Origin of the sequence: Allomesorhizobium camelthorni (genome assembly GCF_011045125.1) — a bacterium.
GTDB lineage: Bacteria > Pseudomonadota > Alphaproteobacteria > Rhizobiales > Rhizobiaceae > Allomesorhizobium > Allomesorhizobium camelthorni.
Map to the genome: position 1 here is coordinate 47,121 of NZ_JAAKZF010000030.1, position 22,719 is coordinate 69,839.

General features: G+C 60.7%; 21 protein-coding genes and 3 pseudogenes. 22 read left to right on the forward strand and 2 right to left on the reverse strand.

Annotation, left to right across the window (positions count from 1 at the left end; genetic code table 11):
* The first annotated feature begins 763 nt into the window (after positions 1 to 763).
* The 11 genes from G6N73_RS19630 to G6N73_RS37035 all read left to right on the forward strand — a co-directional run bounded on the left by G6N73_RS19630 (position 764) and on the right by G6N73_RS37035 (position 11,450).
* The gene (locus tag G6N73_RS19630) at positions 764 to 1,981 is read left to right on the forward strand and encodes a cytochrome P450 (protein WP_165030628.1); all 1,218 of its coding nucleotides are present in this window, start codon (positions 764 to 766) and stop codon (positions 1,979 to 1,981) included.
* 45 nt (positions 1,982 to 2,026) lie between these two features.
* Complete coding sequence (locus G6N73_RS19635) at positions 2,027 to 2,272, forward strand: ferredoxin (RefSeq protein ID WP_165030630.1); 246 nt, start codon at positions 2,027 to 2,029, stop codon at positions 2,270 to 2,272.
* A 179-nt stretch (positions 2,273 to 2,451) separates the two neighbouring features.
* The gene (locus G6N73_RS19640; RefSeq protein WP_165030632.1) at positions 2,452 to 3,054 is read left to right on the forward strand and encodes a nuclear transport factor 2 family protein; all 603 of its coding nucleotides are present in this window, start codon (positions 2,452 to 2,454) and stop codon (positions 3,052 to 3,054) included.
* Positions 3,051 to 3,419: a hypothetical protein gene (locus G6N73_RS19645; RefSeq protein ID WP_165030634.1), complete on the forward strand. Its 369-nt coding sequence runs from the start codon at positions 3,051 to 3,053 to the stop codon at positions 3,417 to 3,419. The genes G6N73_RS19640 and G6N73_RS19645 overlap by 4 nt, the downstream gene beginning before the upstream one ends.
* A 5-nt stretch (positions 3,420 to 3,424) precedes the next feature.
* The gene (locus G6N73_RS19650; protein ID WP_165030636.1) at positions 3,425 to 5,026 is read left to right on the forward strand and encodes an SDR family oxidoreductase; all 1,602 of its coding nucleotides are present in this window, start codon (positions 3,425 to 3,427) and stop codon (positions 5,024 to 5,026) included.
* 123 nt (positions 5,027 to 5,149) lie between these two features.
* Positions 5,150 to 5,299, forward strand: a complete 150-nt coding sequence (locus G6N73_RS19655; RefSeq protein WP_165030638.1) for a hypothetical protein — start codon at positions 5,150 to 5,152, stop codon at positions 5,297 to 5,299.
* A gap of 33 nt (positions 5,300 to 5,332) precedes the next feature.
* Complete coding sequence (locus tag G6N73_RS19660) at positions 5,333 to 6,400, forward strand: LLM class flavin-dependent oxidoreductase (RefSeq protein ID WP_165030640.1); 1,068 nt, start codon at positions 5,333 to 5,335, stop codon at positions 6,398 to 6,400.
* 619 nt (positions 6,401 to 7,019) lie between these two features.
* Positions 7,020 to 7,526 (forward strand): hypothetical protein, encoded by a 507-nt coding sequence (locus G6N73_RS19665; protein WP_165030642.1) that lies wholly within the window; start codon positions 7,020 to 7,022, stop codon positions 7,524 to 7,526.
* A gap of 392 nt (positions 7,527 to 7,918) precedes the next feature.
* Positions 7,919 to 8,245 carry a helix-turn-helix domain-containing protein gene (locus G6N73_RS19670; protein ID WP_165030666.1) on the forward strand — a complete coding sequence of 109 codons (327 nt, stop codon included), beginning with the start codon at positions 7,919 to 7,921 and terminating at the stop codon, positions 8,243 to 8,245.
* Positions 8,220 to 9,476: a type II toxin-antitoxin system HipA family toxin gene (locus G6N73_RS19675; protein WP_165030644.1), complete on the forward strand. Its 1,257-nt coding sequence runs from the start codon at positions 8,220 to 8,222 to the stop codon at positions 9,474 to 9,476. The genes G6N73_RS19670 and G6N73_RS19675 overlap by 26 nt, the downstream gene beginning before the upstream one ends.
* A 594-nt stretch (positions 9,477 to 10,070) precedes the next feature.
* Complete coding sequence (locus G6N73_RS37035; RefSeq protein WP_165030646.1) at positions 10,071 to 11,450, forward strand: AAA family ATPase; 1,380 nt, start codon at positions 10,071 to 10,073, stop codon at positions 11,448 to 11,450.
* A gap of 47 nt (positions 11,451 to 11,497) precedes the next feature.
* Here G6N73_RS37035 and G6N73_RS19685 read toward each other — a convergent pair whose 3' ends face one another.
* Together G6N73_RS19685 and G6N73_RS38005 are read right to left on the reverse strand one after the other, a co-directional pair.
* Complete coding sequence (locus G6N73_RS19685) at positions 11,498 to 12,058, reverse strand: Fic family protein (protein ID WP_281352917.1); 561 nt, start codon at positions 12,056 to 12,058, stop codon at positions 11,498 to 11,500.
* A gap of 3 nt (positions 12,059 to 12,061) precedes the next feature.
* Entirely contained in the window at positions 12,062 to 12,187 is a 126-nt protein-coding gene (locus G6N73_RS38005; protein WP_281352916.1) for a hypothetical protein, read from the reverse strand.
* A 631-nt stretch (positions 12,188 to 12,818) separates the two neighbouring features.
* On the opposite strand from G6N73_RS38005, the gene nifH reads away from it, so the two are divergent.
* From nifH to G6N73_RS19740, 11 genes and pseudogenes are all read left to right on the forward strand, one after another.
* Positions 12,819 to 13,712, forward strand: coding sequence for a nitrogenase iron protein (gene nifH, locus G6N73_RS19690; RefSeq protein WP_165030648.1), 894 nt, complete (start codon positions 12,819 to 12,821; stop codon positions 13,710 to 13,712).
* A 97-nt stretch (positions 13,713 to 13,809) separates the two neighbouring features.
* Positions 13,810 to 15,309, forward strand: a complete 1,500-nt coding sequence (gene nifD / locus G6N73_RS19695) for a nitrogenase molybdenum-iron protein alpha chain (RefSeq protein ID WP_165030650.1) — start codon at positions 13,810 to 13,812, stop codon at positions 15,307 to 15,309.
* Between the two features lie 130 nt (positions 15,310 to 15,439).
* On the forward strand, positions 15,440 to 16,981 hold the full coding sequence (gene nifK / locus G6N73_RS19700) for a nitrogenase molybdenum-iron protein subunit beta (RefSeq protein ID WP_165030653.1): 1,542 nt from the start codon (positions 15,440 to 15,442) through the stop codon (positions 16,979 to 16,981).
* 54 nt (positions 16,982 to 17,035) lie between these two features.
* Positions 17,036 to 18,526, forward strand: a complete 1,491-nt coding sequence (nifE, locus tag G6N73_RS19705) for a nitrogenase iron-molybdenum cofactor biosynthesis protein NifE (RefSeq protein ID WP_165030655.1) — start codon at positions 17,036 to 17,038, stop codon at positions 18,524 to 18,526.
* Positions 18,523 to 19,932, forward strand: a complete 1,410-nt coding sequence (nifN, locus tag G6N73_RS19710) for a nitrogenase iron-molybdenum cofactor biosynthesis protein NifN (RefSeq protein ID WP_165030668.1) — start codon at positions 18,523 to 18,525, stop codon at positions 19,930 to 19,932. Before nifE ends, nifN begins: the two co-directional genes overlap by 4 nt.
* Positions 19,898 to 20,395 (forward strand): nitrogen fixation protein NifX, encoded by a 498-nt coding sequence (gene nifX / locus G6N73_RS19715; RefSeq protein ID WP_165030658.1) that lies wholly within the window; start codon positions 19,898 to 19,900, stop codon positions 20,393 to 20,395. Before nifN ends, nifX begins: the two co-directional genes overlap by 35 nt.
* A gap of 17 nt (positions 20,396 to 20,412) precedes the next feature.
* On the forward strand, positions 20,413 to 20,892 hold the full coding sequence (locus G6N73_RS19720) for a NifX-associated nitrogen fixation protein (RefSeq protein WP_165030660.1): 480 nt from the start codon (positions 20,413 to 20,415) through the stop codon (positions 20,890 to 20,892).
* Positions 20,893 to 20,919: 27 nt separating this feature from the next.
* Positions 20,920 to 21,124 (forward strand): annotated as a pseudogene (locus tag G6N73_RS19725) (CCE_0567 family metalloprotein).
* Positions 21,121 to 21,327 (forward strand): annotated as a pseudogene (locus tag G6N73_RS19730) (ferredoxin family protein); the annotation flags it as partial. The pseudogenes G6N73_RS19725 and G6N73_RS19730, both read left to right, overlap by 4 nt.
* A gap of 47 nt (positions 21,328 to 21,374) precedes the next feature.
* Entirely contained in the window at positions 21,375 to 22,136 is a 762-nt protein-coding gene (locus G6N73_RS19735; RefSeq protein ID WP_246252264.1) for a response regulator transcription factor, read from the forward strand.
* 78 nt (positions 22,137 to 22,214) lie between these two features.
* Positions 22,215 to 22,719 (forward strand): annotated as a pseudogene (locus G6N73_RS19740) (universal stress protein); the annotation flags it as partial.

Below are 22,719 nucleotides of genomic sequence, written 5' to 3' on the forward strand. Positions count from 1 at the left end.
GTATGGTCGGGGTAATCAGTACTTCCGCGCCGGCTCGAAACAGAGGAAAACCGTTTCCAGACGGCCGAGCCGATGCATTGCCGCACACCGGCGGCCCCGCAGCGGCGCGTAAGGCTTTGTCTCTAGCGTGTTCTTGTGTGCGCAGGCACGCCGATCTGCGAAGACACTGCTGTCGCAGCATTTAAGATCGCGCGCTGTTGCTACTCACCCCTATCGAGGAAGGTATTTGACGCCTTCAGGCTCTTCAGCAAGCGCGCACCGGTCCGGACGCGGCGAGGATCGAGTATGGCTCGGGTCACGGCGCTTGCATGATTCCTTCATTTGCTCTCCCCGTGCGTGTCTAACCGCAAACGTTCTTGTGTCCGAAGCCGGACAAGAATGTCGCAAACCCGACCAAAGGTCGCCAAGGCCGGGCCGCCGATACCGGGCAACTGGTGCAACGCAAACGGTGCGCTAATCGGCACGCAACTTGCTCCGATAATTTTATCAGGGCGGACGTCAGCAGTGCTTCATGGAGCTCAGCGGTGATCACCAATCTGAACTTTGACGCGAGCAGCGGCGGCGGTGCTTATGGACGAAGGACGACATCCATCCCCTGCTGCTTGAGTTCGCGACCGATCTCATCCGCGCTTGCGCGCAGGTGGGCTGCATCGCGTAACAGACTCTCAAGGCATCTGAGCCGGGACGTACCACAGTCGACTTTGTGACCAACGGTGCGATCTCAATCGAGCGCATGAATGCCTGACGTTCAGGAGAAGCCCAAATGGCGACCAACCCGGTTCCAGATCATGTCCCGCCCGAAATGGTGAGGAACTTCAGCCTGTTCACCTCGCCAGGCATGCTGCCGACGCCCAATGGGGATCCGCACGCAGCTGTCGCTTGCGTCCACGCCGGACCGCCGATCTTTTATTCCCCCTTCAACACGCGCGATGGCCGGGGCACCTGGGTCATCACTCGCGCCAGAGACCAGCGCAGGGTGCTGCAGGACGCCGAAACCTTTTCCAGCCATCGCAGCATCTTTGCCTCCGCGCTGGGCGAAAACTGGCCGATGATCCCGCTTGAACTCGATCCACCGGCCCATAGCGTCTTTCGCTCGCTACTCAATCCGCTGCTTTCGCCCAGGCGGGTGAGGGTGTTGGAAGCGGCTGTCCGAGAGCGGGCGATCGCGCTGACTGAGAGGATCGCCGCATCGGGCACAAGCTGCGACGTCATGAAGGATTTTACCTTTCCTTTCACGGTCAACATCTTCCTTCGCTTTCTGGGACTGCCGGATCACCAACTCGATACATTTGTCGGCTGGGCGAACGATCTGCTCCATGGCGACTATGTGAAACGACCGGCTGCGGCCCGGACGATTGTGGCGTTCATCGACGAACTTGCATCCGTTCGCCGCAAAGAACCGGCCGACGATTTCATGACCTTCGTGGTGCAGGCACAGGTCGAGGGCCGCCGGCTGACCGACGAGGAGGTTCGTGGGATCGGCGTGCTTGTGTTCGTCGCAGGGCTCGACACAGTTGCAGCAGCGATAGGCTTTGACTTGGCCTATCTCGCGCGCAACCCCAAAGACCAGGAATGGCTACGGAGCGAACCGGACCGGATCGTGCCCGCAGCCGAAGAATTGCTGCGCGCCTATCCGACCGTGCAAATGATCCGCGTGGCGAAGAAAGACATCGACTTCGAAGGCGCGCCGATCCGTAAGGGGGATTATGTTTCCTGTGCCACGATGATTGCCAATCGTGATCCAGCGGAATTCGAATCCCCCAACACAATCTGGCTGGCGCGACCGGACAACCGCCACGCCGCCTTCGGCTATGGTCCTCACCGCTGCCTTGGCTCACACCTTGCCCGGAGGGAGATTGTCATTGGCCTGGAGGAGTGGCTGGCGCGCATTCCGGCCTTCCGGATCAAGGAAGGGACGGCGCCCATCACCTGTGGTGGCCATGTATTCGGGATCGAAAATCTGATCCTGGACTGGTCCTGACCAAGGCCGCCCCGAGCCGCGGCAAAGCCAAATGGAGGCAGCCCTATGCGTATCATCGTCCACAAGGCTAAATGCCAGGGTCACGCGCGTTGCTGGGCGCACGCGCCGGATATCTTCATGCTTGATGACGAGGGCTACATCCTGCCCGGTGACGTTGAGGTTGCGGAGGGGGATGAACTGCTTGCGTCACGAAGCGCGCGGTCCTGCCCCGAACGTGCGCTGGAAATCGACCCTACACCCGCTGCGCGGGTTGAATCGGGCGTCGATCAACCGAAAGTCGGACGAGTTTAGTTGGGGTGGAGCGATGGCGCCCGCACACGGGAAAGGCTGGCGCGCGGCCTCTGTCCTACCACCGTCCTCGTCCAACTGCGCAGGGGCATCCGCGGCATCGAAACGTTCCCAGGATGCACAAGCGGTAGGCGGAGGTCGCGAAACACCTCTTGCAATCTCAGAAATTTGCGGCAGAGACCATGGACAAGGCAGAAACAAAAATCATCGAACTCCTCGACCGTGAGGCGATCCGCGACTGCCTCTATCGGTACTGCCGTGGGATAGACCGCGCGGACGAGGCGGCGCTGCGCAGCTCATACTGGCCCGACGCGCACGACAATCACGGGGCCTGTTGCGGCTTGGCAGAGGGCTTCATCCAGTTTGCGCTCGGTGTCTTCAAGACCGGACCGCGCAACATCCATCAGATCACGAACATCCTGATCGAATTCATCAGCCCGGCGCAGGCCGCGGTCGAGAGCTATTTCACCGCGCTGCAACGTGGACCGGACAACGACGGAGAAGTACGCCAGATGCTCCTCTGCGGCCGTTACTGCGATCTGTTTCAGAAGAGGGAAGGGGAGTGGCGGATTGGCAAACGGACGGTGGTCTACGACTGGCTCGAGGAGCAGACCCCACCAGCGGTCCCCGAGGCAGAACGGTTCGGCTTGCGGCAACCGATCGGAGCACCGCATCCGGATGACCTGGTCTACGCGCTCGGGAAGCGCCGCATTCCTTCTCGCCACGATGCCTTCAAAGGTTCCCAATGGGAGAGCCGCAGCGGGAGTGGAGACGAAAAGCCATGACAACCTTGCCATGCCACAGCGCTCCCGGCGAAGGCCTGACCGGTGACGATGCGGCCGATAGGATTGCCTTTCAGCCCCGCGACGGCGCGACCGCGACAGCGGTCTGCTCTGTCACCACGCCGACGATGCTCGTGTGCATCAATTTGCAGGACCTCGGCAGAGCCGCTCATCGAGGCAATCGCCTGTCCTCGAAGGGTCCTTCACCAGCTTCGATTGCCAAATCGGGAGTTGGACCGCTGCCGGAGCGCACGACCTCTATCAGGGGCCGCAACTGGCCGTCACCAGAACGTGCGGCTTTACCACGACGGATCATTCCGCTGCTGGCCGTCGATGGGCTGGGACCGCTGCGGCTCGTCGCCGAGTAGTTCTTATGAAGCACGCAGAGCGCATCGTCATCATTACAGGCGCCGCGGGCGGGATCGGCCGGGCCCTCGTCGATATTTTTGCCGGGGATGGAGAAACTGTTGTGGCGGTGGACCTTCCGGGCAGCGGCGTGGTCGAAATGGCACGTGGTCTTGGCTATCCGCACCTCGGCCTCGAATGCGATCTCTCACGAGAAGAGGATATCCTCGCGCTTTACAGCCGGGTCGAAGCACAGTTCGCGCAGATCGGTGTCCTCATCAACAATGCGGGGGTCGGACCCAGCATGGCCGCGACTGTCGACACCAGTGTCGACGCCTTCCGACACTGCCTCGCAGTAAACCTGATTGGGCCGTTCCTCATGGCCCGCGAAGCAGCGAGGCGGATGCAGCCGGGTGGCGCCATCGTCAACCTCGCTTCGCTGGCGGGCATGGTCGGCAATCCCAAGCGCAACGCCTACGCAGCCTCGAAAGCGGGCCTGATCTCGTTGACGCAGTCGCTTGCATGCGAGTGGGCTTCTCGCGGCATCCGCGTGACGGCGGTCGCGCCGGGCTACGTGCGCACGCCTATGGTCGCAGAACTGGAACGCGCGGGCAAAATGGACCTCGCGGCGGTGCGGCGCCGCGTGCCGATGGGGCGCATGGCGCGCCCCGACGAGATCGCCCGGGCCGTGCGTTTCCTGGCCAGCACGCAGGCGCGTTACATCACCGGATCGGTGCTGGCGGTCGACGGCGGCTGGATGTCATTCAATCAGCCGGGGGACGCGCACCCGCCGGTGGACGGAACGCCTGGAGCCGAACTCGCCCGTCCGGCCGCACGTACCAATGCGCGAATCGTGCTCGTCACGGGTGGCGCGAACGGCATAGGCGCGGCCGTTATTCGCCGCTTTGGCGCGAACGGCGATACCGTCGTGATTGCTGATAGAAATGGCGCTGCAGCGGCAGAGCTTGCTGGGTTTCCCGACGGCAAGCACCTGGCGAAATCCGTGGACGTGGCCGTCGAGACTGAGGTGGTGGCGCTATTCGAGGAGCTGCGGGAGCGCCACGGTCGCATCGACGTCCTCGTCAACTGTGCCGCTGTCGCTGATACTTTTGTGCCGGGGGTCGAACAAATCCCGGACCAGATCGAACGGGTCTTGGATGTTAATCTCACCGGCGCCTTCGCCTGCGCGCGCGAGGCGATCAAGGCGATGCGCCCTGGCGGCGTGATCCTCAATCTCGGGTCGATCAAGACCTTTCTGCCCTTCGCGTTTCGCCATGCCTACAGTGCCGCAAAGGCGGGGATGGACATCCTGACCCGGTGCATGGCGGCCGAACTCGGGCCAGTCGGCATTCGGACCGCAACTGTCGCTGCTGGTTACATCCGCACCCCTCGCGTCGCTCAGTTGGCGAAGGCCGGCCGCATGGACTCGACAGCGATCAGACGGCGCATCCCGATGGGCAGGATGGGACAGCCGGAAGACGTCGCTGATGCAGCGTTCTTCCTTGCTTCGTCTGACGCTTCATACGTCAACGGCTCAATCCTCTGCGTGGACGGCGGCTGGACCTTGCTCGGTGATGCGGGAAATCCCAGCGAACTCGATGACGAATGTTTAGCGGAGGCCGCGGGTTGATTGTCGACTATTCGTCAGGCGACGGGCTGTGGCTCATCAAAGCCGAGGATTTCGAAGGCTTCAGCCTCCGGTTGCGCGAGGCGCCCGCAGCGCGGCCCGCGATCGAAGATGTCGCCTTCCGCGATGACGGAGACGTCCTCCTCGGGGGCGAAGCAGTTCCAAGCCTTCTGGCGCGGCTTGGCAAGCGGTTTGCCTCAAGACCATGCCGCCGCCAAGGGCTGGATCGACACCGCGGCCAACGCAATCCGTGCGCATGCCGAGCACATCCACTGATCGGCCAACTCCCTCTGCAAACAAGGAAACACCATGGAATTCGCGACCTTCATTCTGGCCGCCCAGCGCGGCTATCATCAATCGTCCGACAGCGTCATCCGCAATTCCATCGAACAGGCCCTCGTTTCGGAGCAGGCTGGCTTCAACACCGCGTGGTTCGCCGAGCACCATTTCAACAATTACAGCCTGATCCCGTCGCCCTTGATGATGGTGGCGCACTGCGCCGGCGTGACGAGCACCATTCGCCTCGGCACTGCCGTGTGCGTGCTGCCGCTTTATCAGCCGCAGCGCCTGCTTTCCGAGATCGGCTTCGCCGATATCGTTGCGAACGGCCGTCTCGAGCTCGGCGTCGGCTTGGGATACCAGCAGTTCGAGTTCGAGCGCTTCGGTGTCAATGTCGATGAGGCGCCGGCGGTCTTTTCGGAATATTTGGACATCCTTCTGAAGGGCCTCAACCAAAACATCTTCGAGCACGACGGCCAGTATGAGAAGATCCCCCCGACGGCGATTTCGGTGCGCACCGTCCAGAAGCCGACCCCGCCGATCTGGATCGCCGGCGGGGCCGCGCGCATGCGCCGGGCCTATCGTGAGGGGCACAATTTTTTTGTCACAGCATTCCACAACGGCTTAGAGAGCTTGAGCGCGCTGCGCGAATCGATCGAGACGGCTGCGGCTTGCGAGGGCAAGAATGTCACCGACGCCAAGATATCGCTGCTGCGCTGCTGCTATGCCAGCGACGACGAGGCGGAGATCAACAGCTATCTCGACAATGCCCGCTTCCAGCGCCGGCTGTCTGAAGCACTGCATCAGCGCCGCCAGCAGAGCCAGGACGGCTATCTGCTGGAGGAAACGCCGACGCAGCAGGATCTGTCGTTCGAGACTATGCGCGAGAACCTGCCGATTGGCTGTGTGAATCGCGTGATTGATCGGCTGCTGGAAGAGATTGATGTCTTGAAACCGGACCAGATCGCAATTCAGACCCAATTGGGGGATTTCGATCAAAAGACGATGCTGCGCCAGATCGAGCTCTGGGGAGATAAGATCATCCCGGCTGTCAACAAGTCGCTCGCCACGCGGAGGCTGGGATTCGCAACGACTTGAATTGAGCTAGACCACCATTGGCCTGGCGCTGTTCATCATCGGGCAGCTCTGGCCAACGGCGGAACTATTGATCGCCAAACGAAAGACCAAACAAAAATGACCGATTGCGATTCCCTTCAAGGACGGATTATCGCCTTGGAACTGTTGGTTCGGCGCGTGCTCGTACTGGTCCTTTTGGATACACTAGACACAGCTGAAGAGTTTGCCCCAATGCGGCGGAGCTTTATCGCATCGCTCCAAAATGTCGAGCGAGCTTTTGGAGACGAGGAAGACGAAATTTGGGGAGGCGCAATGGCCGCGCTAGAGCAGCACCTGGACGAGATAGAGACGAGTTTGCGTAAGGCTTTAGCGTAATCCATATCGCCTTTGTTCACTGCCCAAACATCATGCAGTGCAACAAAAGGGCCTTTTTGGTTTCGCGTCAGTTTTGCTTTTTGGCGGCCATGCTTAGGCTGCGGCGGCATATTTAGGACGCGCTTTGCGGGCTTCAAAGCAGCTTGGCAACAAAGCTTGGAGCGAGTTGTAAGCCAAGGTCCGCATAAACAGGGTTGATGATCCACAAAGCGCCCGGAGTCGCCATAGGGCGTCTCCGCCTTTCGGTAAGGATCCTTCGTGCAGGATGAGCAAGACTGAGATGCTGCGCAACAACCCTCCAGTTCGTCACGGAAGGGGATGCCTAAATCGCTATGCCCTTGCACTCCTGCTGGGATGGTTCGCGGGCTTCGTCTATGCCTTGATGAATTTCGCAAAAGCGACGGGCGACAGCACTTTCATGTCGTGGTACGCCACCTTTGCGATGTCCAACAATTTCGCTTTTACTATATTGGTTGGAATCCCGGTCTTGCTCTTGTTCGCTCCGGTTGGGTTGCTCGCTGAATGGCTATTTGAACAAGGGGACCGGGTACAGGAGAAGGTAGAAAGCGAGGTTCACGCTCACCGGGAAGCAGTAGAGCTGCCGCGCCGCGCAGCGGCGCAACCAGATCCCCTTTCTGATAAGGAGATTGAGGAACTCAAGGCAAAACGCGTGAGGGCGCCGAGAGGACTGCTCTCGCTGACTATTTTGGTCCCGGTGGGCCCAGCAAAGCAAAGCCCCGGCCTCGAGACCGCAAAGGCGGGGTGCTGTTAGCTCTGGATTGTTTCGCTCGCAACTGAGCCGCGCCGCAGGCCCTACGGCCCTTGATGATGAGAGCGGGCCGGCCGGCGCTCCCCGTCTCGGCCCTTGTTCGATGCCGGCCGCAGGCCAAGGAGAACTGTCGAGTCGGAGGCGAGGGGCGGCACCCCTCGTCCCGACACTTCCCGGTCGCTGCGGCGCACAGCGGCCAGTCACCCGCAGGACGAACAGGAGTGGAAGACCGGCGCAGCCGGCTGACGGCCGCGAGCACCGTGGCATTGATCTCTTTGCATATCATTATTGCCAAAAATGATACGGGAGCAGATCATAAAAAGTTTGACTTGAGGCGCCAGGCGAGATACCTTTGCGTATCATCGTCCATTGGAATGGTCCATGTAGGTATCATGATGGGCTCAGAATCAGAAGTTCTGCGTGAAATCGGTGGCCTTTTTAGGCAGGCGAGGCTGGCCGCTGCCATGACGCAGGAGCAGGTCGCTGATTTGGCGGGCATATCCCGTCCCCGCTATCGCGACATTGAAAAGGGAACCGCAGCAGCGCGTGCGACGACGCTCATGAATGTCGCTCGCGCGCTCGGTCTGGAAATGATGCTGGTTCCGCAAGTCATGGTGCCGGCTGTCCAGGCTCTATTGCGTCCGCACGACGATGACGATCGACCTGCCTTTGTTTCTCAACCTGACGATGACGATCATGGCTCCAGTCTTCCGCGCACCTAAGACGATCCAGTCGCTGGACGTGCTCCTGAACGCACTGAAGGTCGGCACAATCGTTAGGACGCCGGGCGATTTCAATGCATTCAATTTCGATGAGGCTTACCGCGCTACGGGCGGCTTTCCAGTTTTCAGCCTGTCGTTCCGGGCAGCGACGGGAGGATTGCGGAAAGATCCGAAGCCTCTGGCGGGCGCCTTGCCCGCTTTCCTCGCGAACCTCCTGCCCGAGGAGAAATTGCGTGAGGCGATGGAAAAGCACCACGAAGGCAATGTGCGCCCAGGCAATGATTTCGATCTTTTAGCGGCGCTGGGCGCCGATCTGCCGGGAGCCGTACGGGCATTGCCCAGTGACGGCACGATAGCGATTCCGCAGGATTCTTCAAAGGATAAGCCCAAGGCTCGGTTCTCACTTGCCGGTGTGCAAATGAAGCTGTCGGTCATGAAGAACACTGGAAAAGGCGGCGGCCTGACCTTGCCGATGGACGACGAGCAGGGCCAGTACATCGCCAAGTTCGCTTCGACGGCGTTTCCGGGCGTTTCCGAGAACGAATTCGCCAACCTGGCGCTGGCTGCAGCAATCGGCATGGAGGTGCCTGAATGCGAACTGGTCGAGAGTTCCGATTTTGGGGGCATTCCCGAAGAATTCAACACGCTGTCGGAGGGCAAGGTCCTTCTCGTCAAACGTTTCGATCGCGGCGCCGATGGCGATAGGATTCACATTGAGGATTTCGCTCAGGTCTTCGGTGTCTATCCCTCGCGCAAATACGAGGGCGCTTCTTATCATGACATAGCCTCGGCTCTTGGCGTGGCCGTCTCGCCTACGGCGGCTCTCGAATTCGTCCGCCGCTTGGCGCTGACTGTCATCACCGGCAATGGCGACATGCACCTGAAGAACTGGTCGTTGATCTATCCCGGAAACGGCTATAAGCCGGCGCTTTCACCAATCTACGACCTACTGTCGACCGTGCCATATCTTCCCGCCGACGCCATGGCGCTTTCGCTTGGAGGGGAGCGCTCGTTCAAGGCGCTAGCAGCACGGCGATGGAAAGCATTTGCGAACCGTGCAAGGCTTCCGGAGCCGGCAGTCCTGAAGGCAGTGGTCGAGACCGTCGAACTCGTCAACGAGCACTGGTGGCATCTGCCTGAGCGCGACGTTGTCGCGAAGAAAGTGCTCGGGCGGATCGACGAGCATGTGAAGGCGATGACGCCGATACTGAACTCCTGCGCCGAGAAGTGAGCCGAGCCCTCTTGGCTTGACGCTATCGCGCAATGATCGCCCGCGCCAGTGGCCCAGCCCGCCTCACTTGGCAGGCTTCTTCCTTTTTGTTTCGCGTCAGTTTTGTCCGATGTTGAACGATGTCGGACATGCGACATAGTCGTCTTAGAACCATGATGTTGTTTATAAACACGTTTCGTCTTTGGCACAGTACATGCAGGCTTCGCTACAAGCCTAGGTGCTGAGGGGAAACGCTTGTCGCAAGCAGATGATGTTTATCCAGTGCTCTGGCTGGGGCGAATTGAACCAACAAAGATAAGGTTAGAAAAAGTGAAAAAGTACGGCTCCGGCAAAACTCATCCAACATTGCGGTCAAGCGGTCCGACGGTCATCTCCGACAAGTGAGGAAATCAACTGAGCGTTCTCGATGCTCGTCAAGGCGATCGCCAAAAACGGGACGGCCACGGCACTCGTAGCCTAAACACCGATTACCAAGATCCGGCGCTTTGCCTGACGCTTGTTCCAGCATCCTGATGTTGTGCAGCATGCTTTGAGGCACGTGATGCATTGTCCAATTATCTTTCGATGAACTATGAGCTCACAAAGGATGTCATCATGACTGAGATCGTCCGCTTTGCATGGCAGGCACTTCATGGCCATTTCAAAAACGATGATTTGACGGAACTGTCTAGCTCCCACCGAAGGTTTGCTTCACATCTCCTGCCAGATCTTCAAACCATGATCGAAGAGCAGATCGCGCCTCTGTCTCCCAAGCTGGTGGGCGTTCACCAGCACCACGAGTTTATTCCCATGAAGCTGTCGGACTTGGTCATTCGCGAGGGACATGCCGTCATTTCGATAACACCCTTGCAATATCAAGACATCGATATCGGCGAAGAGGAGCCTTATGCGTCTCTGCACAACGGCCTATGGTTATTCCAGATCGGCGACGAGCCGGTCGCGATTTTTCTGTCGCAGTTCACTGCGAACAGAGGCAGGCGATTCGTTCAAGTGGAAATCGCTTATATGCCTGGCGAGCAGGCGTCCGCCTTCGCGCGCGAATTTCTTCGCAAGATCCAGGCGGGGGGCGAGACGTCACGAAATTATCGCAACAAGGTTCTCTCTTTCGAAGCCGATGCAGGACACTCTGGGATGCAGGGAACGATGCGGGTTCATGGCCTTCCTGCCGTACGCCGGAATGACGTGGTGCTTTCCGAGGCAACCATGGCCCGTCTTGATGCCCACATCTTCGATTTTGATCGACACCGCGAGGGGCTGAAGCGCCTCGGCCAATCAACGCGAAAGGGAATTCTGCTTTACGGGCCACCGGGCACGGGCAAGACGCACGTCATCCGTTATGTTGCTGCCAACCTGGCCGGGCGCAGCACCGTTCTGGTCACGGCTGAGCAGATGCAGGAAATTGGCTCCTACATTGCGCTGGCTCGTACCCTGCAGCCGAGCATCGTCGTGCTGGAGGACGTCGATCTGGTGGGCCGGTCGCGAGAGGATGTTTATGGTCAGAAGGCTGAAGGCCTCCTCAACCGTCTGTTGAACGAGATGGACGGTCTTGGGTCAGAGGCAGATATCCTTTTCATCCTGACGACGAACCGGCCGGAGCACATCGAGGAAGCACTCGCTTCGCGTCCGGGCCGCGTAGACGAAGCTATTGAAATTCCGCTCCCCGACGCCGGTTGCCGCGAGCGGCTGATCGCGCTGTATGGTCATGCGCTCACCTTCGAGAGCGGAGCGGTGGCCGATGCCGTCGCACGCTCAGACGGCAGCAGCGCGGCCTATGTCAAGGAGATGGTCCGCCGTCTCGCTCAACGGAGCCTTGCGCGAGATGGCGCTCATTTTGTCTCATGCGATGATGTGGAGTTGGTCTTCGGCGACCCCGGAGTATTGTCCAGCCGTCTCAACAGGCGCATCGTCGGCCTCACCGACAAGACGTCAAGAAAACAAAATGCCGAAGAAGATGAATGTGACTGCTGCGACTAAAATTCTGCGGCCCGAGTTCGTCTTGCGCTGATTTTCGATGCTTCGCTCTAATCAGCGCAACGTGCCGTTGGGCGCTCGTCGGCCATGCCTGGTCCGCTCGATGCGAGGCCAGGAACGATGAGTGCCCGATAAATTCGCCTGGCCGCTGAGCTGCCGAGCACTCCCGCACCGCTCCGATCCGCCGCAGTCATTGTATCCGGTGGCGGCGGGACGTAGGTCGCCTTGCCTGGCCGGCTTCCCCCGATCCAGTTCTGGCTGCGGCGCACGTCTCCGGGCTGCTTGTTCGAACCACGCACGCCGCGCATCAACCGCTTGTGCGCCTCGTTCAGGAGCCGCATGGAAATCGGCAGCCCCTGCTTCGACGCAAGCTGGTCGCGGGCATAGGCGAGCGCGTCGTGATAGTTCGTGACCTCTTCCACATCGGCGTTGGGTGCCGGCCCCTCTTCGGCCTCGAAAGCGAGAAGGTCCACGAGTGATGCCTGCGTGCCCTCGATCTGCGACGAGATCACTGCCTCCTTGCGCACGAAGGCGTAGATGAACCAATCGAGGGAAGGCACCATATCGGCAGCGAGATCGAGCCGAACGAGCGCCTGCTCGGCTTCCCGCAGACGTTATTCGAGCTTGCCTTCGACAAAGAGTGCCGGACGCGCAGGCGGCAGTTCGAACGGGATGAACGCATCGACGTTCTCTGCGCCTGCGGTTACGCTCTCGTATCGGCCTGTTGTCTGCTTCGCCATTTCATGACCCCCAATTGGCAACAGCTTCGTTCGGATCGAGGCGAGCAAGGAACGACAGCGTTCCTTGGCGACCTATCTGGGAACGAAGTCTTTACTAGCGCTGAGTCTTATTCAAGGAATCGTTCTTAGCGCCACTGCCTTAATAGATTGTCGCCGACTGCCTGCCCCTGAAAAGGATGGCGGCAGCACTATACAGGGTGCGACCGCATTCATCTTTGGGACTACAGACCCCCGTAACCAGATGCAATCCTGTGGCCGGCTGCGCAACCCGGGCCAGCTTCGCCGGCCACCCAGCCGAAGCGCAAAGACCAAGCATGCACTAACTTTCAACATGGATCACCGATTTGGGGGCCGGCCAGTTGTCGCTTTCAGGCGAGGTCAATGGCGGTCGCAAGTAACGGAATCCGACACCTTGTGTCGTCTTTGTCGGGTCCGCTACACACGGCTAGCTTAGCCAACGTCCTGTTTGCCTCGGGCTAAACAGCTGAAAAGCAATCACAAATTTTTCTTCGGGCCGATCAGCCAAGTTGGCACGAGTCTTGAAACCCTTCACTGCGAGGCGGCGAGAGCTGCCGACCGGCATTTATGTCGCGGGCGGCCGCGATGAATGGAACAAAAGAAGGAAAGATACATGTCAGGCCTGCGTCAGATCGCATTCTACGGCAAGGGGGGCATCGGCAAGTCGACCACGTCCCAAAATACGCTCGCCGCCCTTGTCGACCTCGGGCAAAGGATCCTCATAGTCGGCTGCGACCCCAAAGCCGACTCCACCCGCCTGATCCTGAACTCGAAGGCGCAGGATACGGTCCTGCACCTCGCGGCACAGGAAGGTTCGGTGGAAGATCTCGAACTCCAGGACGTGCTCAAGGTCGGCTACAAAGGCATCAAGTGCGTGGAATCCGGCGGCCCCGAGCCGGGTGTCGGCTGCGCCGGCCGCGGCGTCATCACCTCGATCAACTTCCTCGAGGAGAACGGCGCCTATGACGATGTCGACTATGTCTCCTACGACGTGCTCGGGGACGTGGTGTGCGGCGGCTTCGCGATGCCGATCCGCGAGAACAAAGCCCAGGAAATCTACATCGTCATGTCCGGCGAGATGATGGCACTCTACGCCGCCAACAACATCGCCAAGGGCATCCTGAAATACGCTCATTCGGGCGGCGTGCGGCTCGGCGGCCTGATCTGCAACGAGCGCCAAACCGACCGCGAGCTTGACCTCGCCGAAGCGCTGGCTTCCCGGCTCAATTCCAAGCTCATCCACTTCGTGCCGCGCGACAACATCGTTCAGCACGCCGAACTCAGGAAGATGTCAGTGATCCAGTATGCGCCGGACTCCAAGCAGGCGGGGGAATACCGCGCGCTGGCCGAGAAGATCCACGCCAATTCGGGCCAGGGCACCGTCCCGACCCCGATCACCATGGAGGAGCTCGAGGACATGCTGCTCGACTTCGGCATCATGAAGACCGACGAGCAGATGCTTGCCGAGCTTCAGGCCAAGGAAGCGGCGAAGGCGGCGGCCCAGTAACCGCCGCTGCCGACACGAGGCGCGCCTTCACCGGGCGCGCCTTTACGAGAACGGCGTCTCGTCGGTGAGGCGTCACCCGAAACTGGAAAGGGGTCACATGAGCCTGGAATACGAGAATGACGGCGCTCTCCATGCGAAGCTTATCGAGGAGGTGCTCTCGCAATATCCAGATAAGGCGGCGAAGCGCCGCAAGAAGCACCTCAGCGTCGCACAGAGCGGGGACGAGGCTGGCGAGGAGGGCGAGGTCCTTTCCGAATGCGACGTCAAATCGAACATCAAGTCCATTCCGGGCGTGATGACGATTCGCGGTTGCGCCTATGCCGGCTCAAAGGGCGTGGTATGGGGTCCGGTCAAGGATATGGTCCATATCTCGCACGGCCCGGTCGGCTGCGGGCAATATTCCTGGTCGCAGCGCCGCAACTACTACGTCGGTATGACCGGCATCGACACGTTCGTGACAATGCAGTTCACCTCCGATTTCCAGGAGAAGGACATTGTTTTCGGCGGCGACAAGAAGCTGGTACAGGTCATCGACGAGATTGAGGAACTGTTTCCGCTGAACAAGGGCATCACCGTGCAATCCGAATGCCCGATCGGCCTGATTGGCGACGACACCGAAGCAGTTTCCCGCAATAAGGCCAAAGAGCACGGAAAGACGATCGTGCCGGTGCGTTGCGAGGGCTTCCGCGGCGTCTCGCAATCGCTCGGCCACCACATCGCCAACGACGCGATCCGCGACTGGGTGTTCGAGAAGAAGGACGTCGAGTTCGAGGCAGGCCCTTACGACGTCAACGTCATCGGCGACTACAATATCGGCGGCGACGCCTGGGCCTCGCGCATCCTGCTCGAGGAGGTGGGGTTGCGCGTGGTCGCTAACTGGTCCGGCGACGCCACGCTCGCCGAGATAGAGCGGGCGCCGAAGGCCAAGCTCAATCTCATCCATTGCTACCGGTCGATGAACTACATCTGCCGACACATGGAGGAAAAGTACGGCATCCCATGGATGGAATACAATTTCTTCGGCCCCTCCCAGATCGAAGCCTCTCTGCGCAAGATCGCCAAGCATTTTGGGCCTGAAATCGAGGAGAAGACTGAGAAGGTCATCGCCAAGTACAGGCCGTTTGTTGACGCGGTCAATGCCAAGTACTGGCCACGCCTCGAAGGCAAGACGGTGATGCTCTACGTTGGTGGCCTGCGTCCCCGTCACGTCATCACGGCCTACGAGGACCTCGGCATGGTGATCGTCGGCACCGGCTACGAGTTCGGCCACAATGACGATTATCAGCGCACCGGTCATTACGTGAAGAACGGCACGCTGATCTATGATGACGTGACCGGTTACGAATTGGAGAAGTTCATCGAGGGGATCCGCCCCGATCTCGTCGGCTCCGGCATCAAGGAGAAGTACCCGGTGCAGAAGATGGGCATCCCGTTCCGTCAGATGCACTCATGGGACTATTCCGGCCCGTATCACGGCTATGACGGCTTCGCCATCTTCGCCCGCGACATGGATCTGGCCACCAACAACCCGGTCTGGGGCCTCTACGACACCCCCTGGAAGAAGGCCGTGCCGAGGGCGGCGATCGCCGCCGAATAAGAATCTGGCCTCTCCGCCCAGGCGGGGAGGCCTATGAGCGCCCGCGGCCCTTGAGCCGCGGCAGTCCCTTCAACGTCTCGATATCCCTGTGCCGCCGTATTGCGCGGCCAGCTGGAAAGAGGTGACCACCATGCCGCAGTCGGCCGAAAAAGTCCTCGACCATGCTCCCCTGTTCCGCGAGCCGGAATACAGGCAGATGCTTGCCGAGAAGAAGATCAACTTCGAATGCCCGCATCCGGACCAGATCGTTACGGATCAGCGCGAATTCACCAAGAGCTGGGAATACCGCGAAAAGAACCTCGCCCGCCAAGCGCTTGTCGTGAACCCCGCCAAGGCCTGCCAGCCGCTCGGCGCGGTGTTCGCCGCCGCCGGCTTCGAGCGGACGATGTCTTTCGTCCACGGCAGCCAGGGCTGTGTGGCCTATTACCGCTCCCACCTGTCGCGGCATTTCAAGGAGCCGTCCTCGGCGGTCTCCTCGTCGATGACCGAGGACGCGGCGGTGTTCGGCGGCCTCAAGAACATGATCGACGGGCTCGCCAACACCTACAAGCTCTACGACCCGAAGATGATCGCAGTCTCGACCACCTGCATGGCGGAGGTGATCGGCGACGACCTGCACGGCTTCATCGAGAACGCCAGGACCGAAGGCTCCGTGCCGCACGACTTCGACGTGCCCTTCGCTCACACTCCGGCTTTCGTCGGCAGCCATGTCGACGGCTATGACAGCATGGTCAAGGGCGTGCTGGAGCATTTCTGGAAGGGCAAGGAGCGCGCCGAAGTCGCAGGGAACATCAACATCATCCCCGGCTTCGACGGCTTCTGCGTCGGCAACAACCGCGAACTCAAGCGCCTGCTCGACCTGATGGGCGTGTCCTACACCTTCATCCAGGACGCCTCCGACCAGTACGACACGCCGTCGGACGGCGAGTACCGGATGTATGACGGCGGCACCAAGATCGAGGACGTAAAGGCAGCGCTGAATGCCGAGGCCACGATATCGCTGCAGCACTACAACACCCGCAAGACGCTGGAATATTGCGAGGAAGTCGGGCAGGCGACCGCGTCGTTCCATTACCCGCTCGGTGTCCAGGCGACCGACGAATTCCTGATGAAGGTCTCGCAGATTTGCGGCAAGGAGATTCCGGAGGCGATCCGCCTTGAGCGCGGCCGCCTGGTCGACGCCATGGCTGACAGCCAGTCCTGGCTGCACGGCAAGAAATACGCGATCTACGGCGATCCGGACTTCGTCTATGCCATGGCCCGCTTCATCATGGAAACCGGCGGCGAGCCGACCCATTGCCTCGCCACCAACGGCAACTCGGCGTGGGAAGCCGAGTTGAAGGATCTGCTTGCATCCTCGCCCTACGGCAAGGATGCGCAGGTCTGGGCGGGCAAGGACCTCTGGGCGATGCGCTCGCTGCTCTTCACCGAGCCGGTGGATCTCCTGATCGGCAATTCCTACGGCAAGTATCTGGAACGCGACACCGGCACGCCGCTGATCCGGCTGATGTTCCCGATCTTCGACCGGCACCATCATCACCGCTTCCCGCTCATGGGCTACCAAGGTGGCCTGCGCGCGCTGACGACGATCCTCGACAAAATCTTCGACAAGCTCGATCGCGAGACGAGCGAGACGGGCGTGACGGACTTTTCTTATGACCTGACGCGCTGAGAGCGGGCGGCCGGCTTCCACCGGAGCCGGCCGCTTTTCGACGGAGACCGGATAATGTCCTCGCTCAATGCCAAAATCCAGCACGTCTTCAACGAGCCTGCCTGCGAGAAGAACCAGGGCAAGGACGTCAAGGCGCGCAAGAAGGGCTGCTCGAAGCCGCTGACCCCGGGCGCGGCGGCCGGCGGCTGTGCCTTCGACGGAGCCAAGATCGTGCTGCAACCGATCACCGACGTGGCGCATCTGATCCATGCGCCGCTCGCCTGCGAGGGCAATTCCTGGGACAACCGCGGCACGGCTTCGTCCGGGCCAACGCTTTGGCGCACAAGCTTCACGACCGACCTCACCGAACTCGACGTGGTGATGGGGCAGGGGGAGCGGAAGCTTTTCAAAGCCATCCGCGAAATCAAGGAAGCCTATGCGCCGCCAGCGATCTTCGTCTATTCGACCTGCGTGACGGCGCTGATCGGCGACGACATCGAGGCAGTCTGCAAGCGCGCGACGGAGAAATTCGGCCTGCCGGTGGTGCCGATCAATGCGCCGGGCTTCGTCGGCTCCAAGAACCTCGGCAACAAGCTCGCCGGCGAGGCGTTGCTCGATCATGTCATCGGCACGGTGGAGCCCGATGACGCCGGTCCCTACGACATCAACATCCTTGGCGAGTTCAACCTCTCCGGCGAGTTCTGGCTGGTCAAGCCGCTCCTTGATCGGCTCGGCATCCGGGTGCGCGCCTGCATTCCGGGCGACGCGCGCTACCTCGACATTGCCTCCGCGCACCGCGCTCGGGCGGCTATGATGGTGTGCTCGACCGCGCTCATCAATCTTGCCCGTAAGATGGAGGAGCGCTGGAACATCCCGTTCTTCGAGGGCTCCTTCTACGGCATCACCGACACTTCGGAAGCACTCCGGCAGATCGCAGGGCTGCTCGTGAAGAAGGGCGCCGATCCGGAGCTGCTCGAGCGAACGGAGGCGCTGATCGCTGAGGAGGAGGCGATCGCGTGGAAGAAGCTCGCGGCCTACCGGCCGCGGCTCCAAGGCAAGCGCGTGCTGCTCAACACCGGCGGTGTGAAGTCCTGGTCGCTCGTCCATGCGCTGATGGAGATCGGGATCGAGATCGTCGGCACCTCGGTCAAAAAATCGACGGTCGAAGACAAGGAGCGCGTCAAGCAGATCCTCAAGGACGAGAACCACATGTTCGAGCAGATGGCGCCGCGCGAGCTTTACGCCATGCTCTCAGAACACAAGGCCGCCATCATGCTGTCGGGCGGGCGCACGCAATTCATCGCGCTGAAGGCCAAGATACCCTGGCTCGATATCAACCAGGAGCGCCAACATCCTTATGCCGGCTATGACGGCATGGTGGAACTCGTACGCCAGATCGACCTCGCCATTCATAACCCGATCTGGCGCCAGGTGCGGGAGCCGGCACCGTGGGATTGTTATCCTGCCGTTAAGGACGAACTGCCGAGCACGAAGAGCGGGACCGCGACTGTGCACGCTTTCAAGAAATTCGCCGGCACGACGGCCGACGACTTCGGCGAGTGTTGAGGAAAGCCGATGGCCGCGTCCTTTCCCAGACCAAATCGGCGGCGGTCAATCCGCTGAAGTCGTCGCAGCCGCTGGGTGCGGCTTTCGCCTTCCTTGGTGTCGATGGTGCGATGCCGCTGTTCCACGGCAGCCAAGGCTGCACCAGCTTTGCGCTCGTGCTCTTCGTGCGGCACTTCAAGGAGACGATCCCCTTGCAGACCACGGCGATGGACGAAGTGGCGACGATCCTTGGCGGGGCGGACCATCTGGAAGAGGCGATCCTCAACCTCAAGACCCGCACAAAGCCAAAGCTGATCGGGGTCTGCACGACCGCGCTGGTGGAAACCCGTGGCGAAGATTGCGCAAGCGATATCGCCACTATCAAGCTGAAACGCGCGGAAGAACTCGCGGGTACGGAGGTGGTGCTGGCCAACACGCCTGATTTCGATGGCGCGATCGAAGAGGGCTGGGCCAAGGCTGTCACTTCCATGATCGAAGGGATTACACGGCCCGGCGCGCGGGCGCGGAAGCCGAAGAAGAAGGAGAAGAAAAAGATAGCGATCCTGCCCGGCTGGAACCTCACTGTGGCTGATATCGAGCATTTGCGCGAGATGGTGGAAGCCTTTGGGCTCGAGCCGGTGATCCTGCCGGACGTCTCCGGCTCGCTCGACGGTACGGTGCCCGACCGCTGGGTCCCGACCACCTATGGCGGCACACATGTCGAGGATATCCGCGGGCTTGGCACGGCGGTGCAATGCATCGCCGTCGGCGAGCATATGCGCCGCCCGGCGGAGGTGCTGCACAGGCTGACCGGCGTGCCCTACGTGCTGTTCCAGTCGCTGACCGGGTTGAAGAGCGTCGACCGGTTCGTCTCGTTGCTCACGGTGATTTCGGGCGCGGCGGTGCCGGCCAAGGTACGCCGCCGCCGCGCGCAGCTGCAGGACGCGCTGCTCGACGGACATTTCCATTTCGGCGGCAAGAAAATTGCCATCGCCGCCGAACCAGACCAGCTCTACCAGCTCGCGACCTTCTTCACCGGCATGGGCTCCGAAATTGCGGCGGCCGTCACAACGACCGATGCGTCGAAAATTCTGGAGAAAGTACCGGCGGAATCGGTCCAAATCGGCGATCTCGGCGATCTGGAACGTCTTGCCGCCGGCGCTGATCTTCTCGTCACCCATTCGCACGGACGCCAGGCGGCGGAGCGCCTTGGCATTCCGCTCATGCGCGTCGGCTTCCCAGTGTTCGACCGGCTGGGCAGCCAGCACAAGCTCACAATCCTTTATCAGGGGACGCGCGACCTGATCTTCGAGGTCGCCAACATCTTCCAGGCCAACCAGCACGCGCCGACGCCTGAGGCACTTGATCCATTCCGTAACCGGGAAATGCCAGATGAGCTCCGTTCGTCGCCTCTCGCTCGTCACTGACGAGGATCACGCAGTGGTGCCGGAACGCCGAGCCGGCGCATTGCGCATAGCCATCGCCACGCAAGACATGAAGCGCCTCAACGCCCATTTCGGGTCGGCCAGGCGCTTTGCCGTCTACGACGTGAGGTCCGACGAGTGGAATTTCGTGGAAGCCGTGGCCTTCGATGACGTTTCCGACGAGAGCGGCAAGCATCGGACCGAGGGCGATGACCGCATCGCGCCGAAGGTGGCGGCGCTGAAGGGCTGTCATCTTCTGTTCTGTTTGGCAATTGGCGGGCCTTCGGCAGCCAAGCTTGTCTCGGCAAGAATCCTTCCGATCAAAGTGCCGCACCCTCAACCCATCGAAGACGTACTGTCGCGCACCCAGACGATGCTCAGGAAAGCTCCTCCGCCCTGGCTGCGCAAGCTGCTAGCGCAAGCGGGCGTCACTGAAACGAAACAGCCGTTCGAGGACGAGGGCTGAAATGGGGAGAAGACGAAATGTCTGATGCCACAGTTACTTCCGGTGTCGCCGAGGACGAGGCGGCCTTTGCCACCCCCTTTGTCAAATGCCTCCTGCGGCTGATCCGCGCTCAGGATTCCTACGGGTTATGGGAAGGCAAAACGGACGCCGAACTGCTGGCCGACTTCATCATCACCAAGGAACAGCGCCGTGCGATCCCGATCATCGGCGATCCCGATCCGGACGTGCTGTGGAGGCTCGAGATTTTTTATGCCGCCGTCGGCCTTGCGATCGAGGAGCGCTCCGGCCTGATGGCATCGCCGATTATCAAGGTGAGCCCTGAAGGCTTCGGGCGCGTGGTTTTCACGGCCGGGCGGTTGGTCGTTCTGTCGAAGACTCTGCGCGACGTCCACCGGTTCGGCTTCGAGACGTTCCAGAAACTCGCCGAGGCCGATACGAAACTGGTCGACGCTGCGATCGCAGCCATCGAAGCCTATCCCGACGTCGCACGGGCGTGATGGGACCGGGCCTCGAGAAAGGAGATCATGTCAGACCTTGAGGCGCTGCAAAAGAAGGTCCGGAAACTGCAGTCCCGCGCGGGAGCTGCGAAGATGGCAATTGCACGACCTCGCCGAGGACCTTCCCGTCAAATGGACCGAGATCAAGGCGGTCGCCGGCAAAACGTTCGACATTTTTGCCGAGTTGGACGCTGCAAGGAGAGAGCTCGCCGCATTGGAGACTTCACGATGACGAGCGCTTTCGTCGCCCGCGACGGCTCCAGATGGATCCCGGAATATCTGACCGCTAGCAACGCAACGAACTGCATCGGTTGTGGCCGCTGCTTCAAGCTCTGCTGGCGCGAGATCATGCACCTACACGGCATCGACGATGCGGGTGAAATCCTCGTCGCCTGCGCCGGCGAGGGCGACGACTTCGATGGGGAGCTCAATCAACCGACGCGGCCGGGGCCGAATTGGTGTTTAGAGGCAGGGCAGCGCTGATGAAGCCACTGGTCCTGATCTGTTTGCAAGATCCGGAGTTCTATCTGGTCCACAGCCACATCCTGGAGGTGGATGGCTTCACGATTCAACTGGCCGGCGGCGTGGAGGAGGCGCTGGCATTGGCGAGTGAACGGGAGCCGAAGGCCGTGGTGCTGGACTGCCAGCCGGCAAGCGCGACAGGATCCACCATCTGCGCCCAGCTCAAGCGGGAGTCCCGGACCGGCGGCCTGCCCGTCATTGCCCTGATCGCGCCCGGCGCCGAGAACCAGCATTTCGATCTCTTGAAGGCAGGCATTGACGAGAGCTTTGTGCGGCCAATCGCACCGGCGAAGCTGCTCGACTATCTACGGGCGAAGCTGGCGCTGGCCAAGCCCGGTTCAAACGGGATTGCAAACGGCAGCTGGCTCTGCTGTGGCGGCCTTGAGATGAAGGTCGATGCCCACCGGGTCCGCGGTAACGGCCACGAGATCCACCTCGGACCGATCGAGTTCAAACTGCTGCGGCTTTTGCTCGAGACTCCCGGCAAGGTCTTCAGACGAGACGAGTTGATCGCCGCAGCCTGGCCGGAAAATATCCACATCGGTGAACGCACGGTCGATGTCCATATCAGCCGGATCAGAAAGGCGCTGAAGAGGGCTTCGCCCGGCAGCGTCATTCGTACCATCAGGTCGGCCGGCTACTCGCTCGAGGAGCCGGACGCTGAACTGGATGCTGAATTGGCAACCGCTACCACCCCCATCCCACCATCTCCGTCGTGCTGAGCGCAAGACGAGCGGCTTCGAACGCGATTGCAGGTACGACATACTCGGAAAAGAAGCAGTCAGATGGCTTTTAAAAGCGTGCTCAATGTGACGGGGGCTGACCACTCCGGTCAGGACGTCAGAATAGTTGCCAATCTGTGCGCCGAGGTCGGCGCGCATCTTTCCGTACTGATCATATCGCCTCCGCCGCTCGTCATGTCGCCTCCGCCGCTCTGCGATGGCGTCCCCGTATGGCCTGAACAACGCGCACTGGACAGACTGGAAAAACGGTCCTGGCAAATCGGGAGACTTTCACAGGACATGGACAGACTGGAAAAACGATCTCGGCAAATCGAGGGATTTTCTCACGACATGGCCAGACTGCAAAAGCGGTCCAGGGAAATCCGAACTCTGCTGAGAGGCATGCGGCTTTCTCATGAAGTCGATACCGACTATGGCGATCAGGCCAACATCGGTGACGTGGTGCGACAGCGGGCGCTCTGCGCCGACCTCACAATCGTCGGCCCCGCACTTCTCAACAACGACGATCTCGGACCTCTCGTTATCAACGGCAGCTTGTTCGAATCGGGAAAGCCGGTGCTAG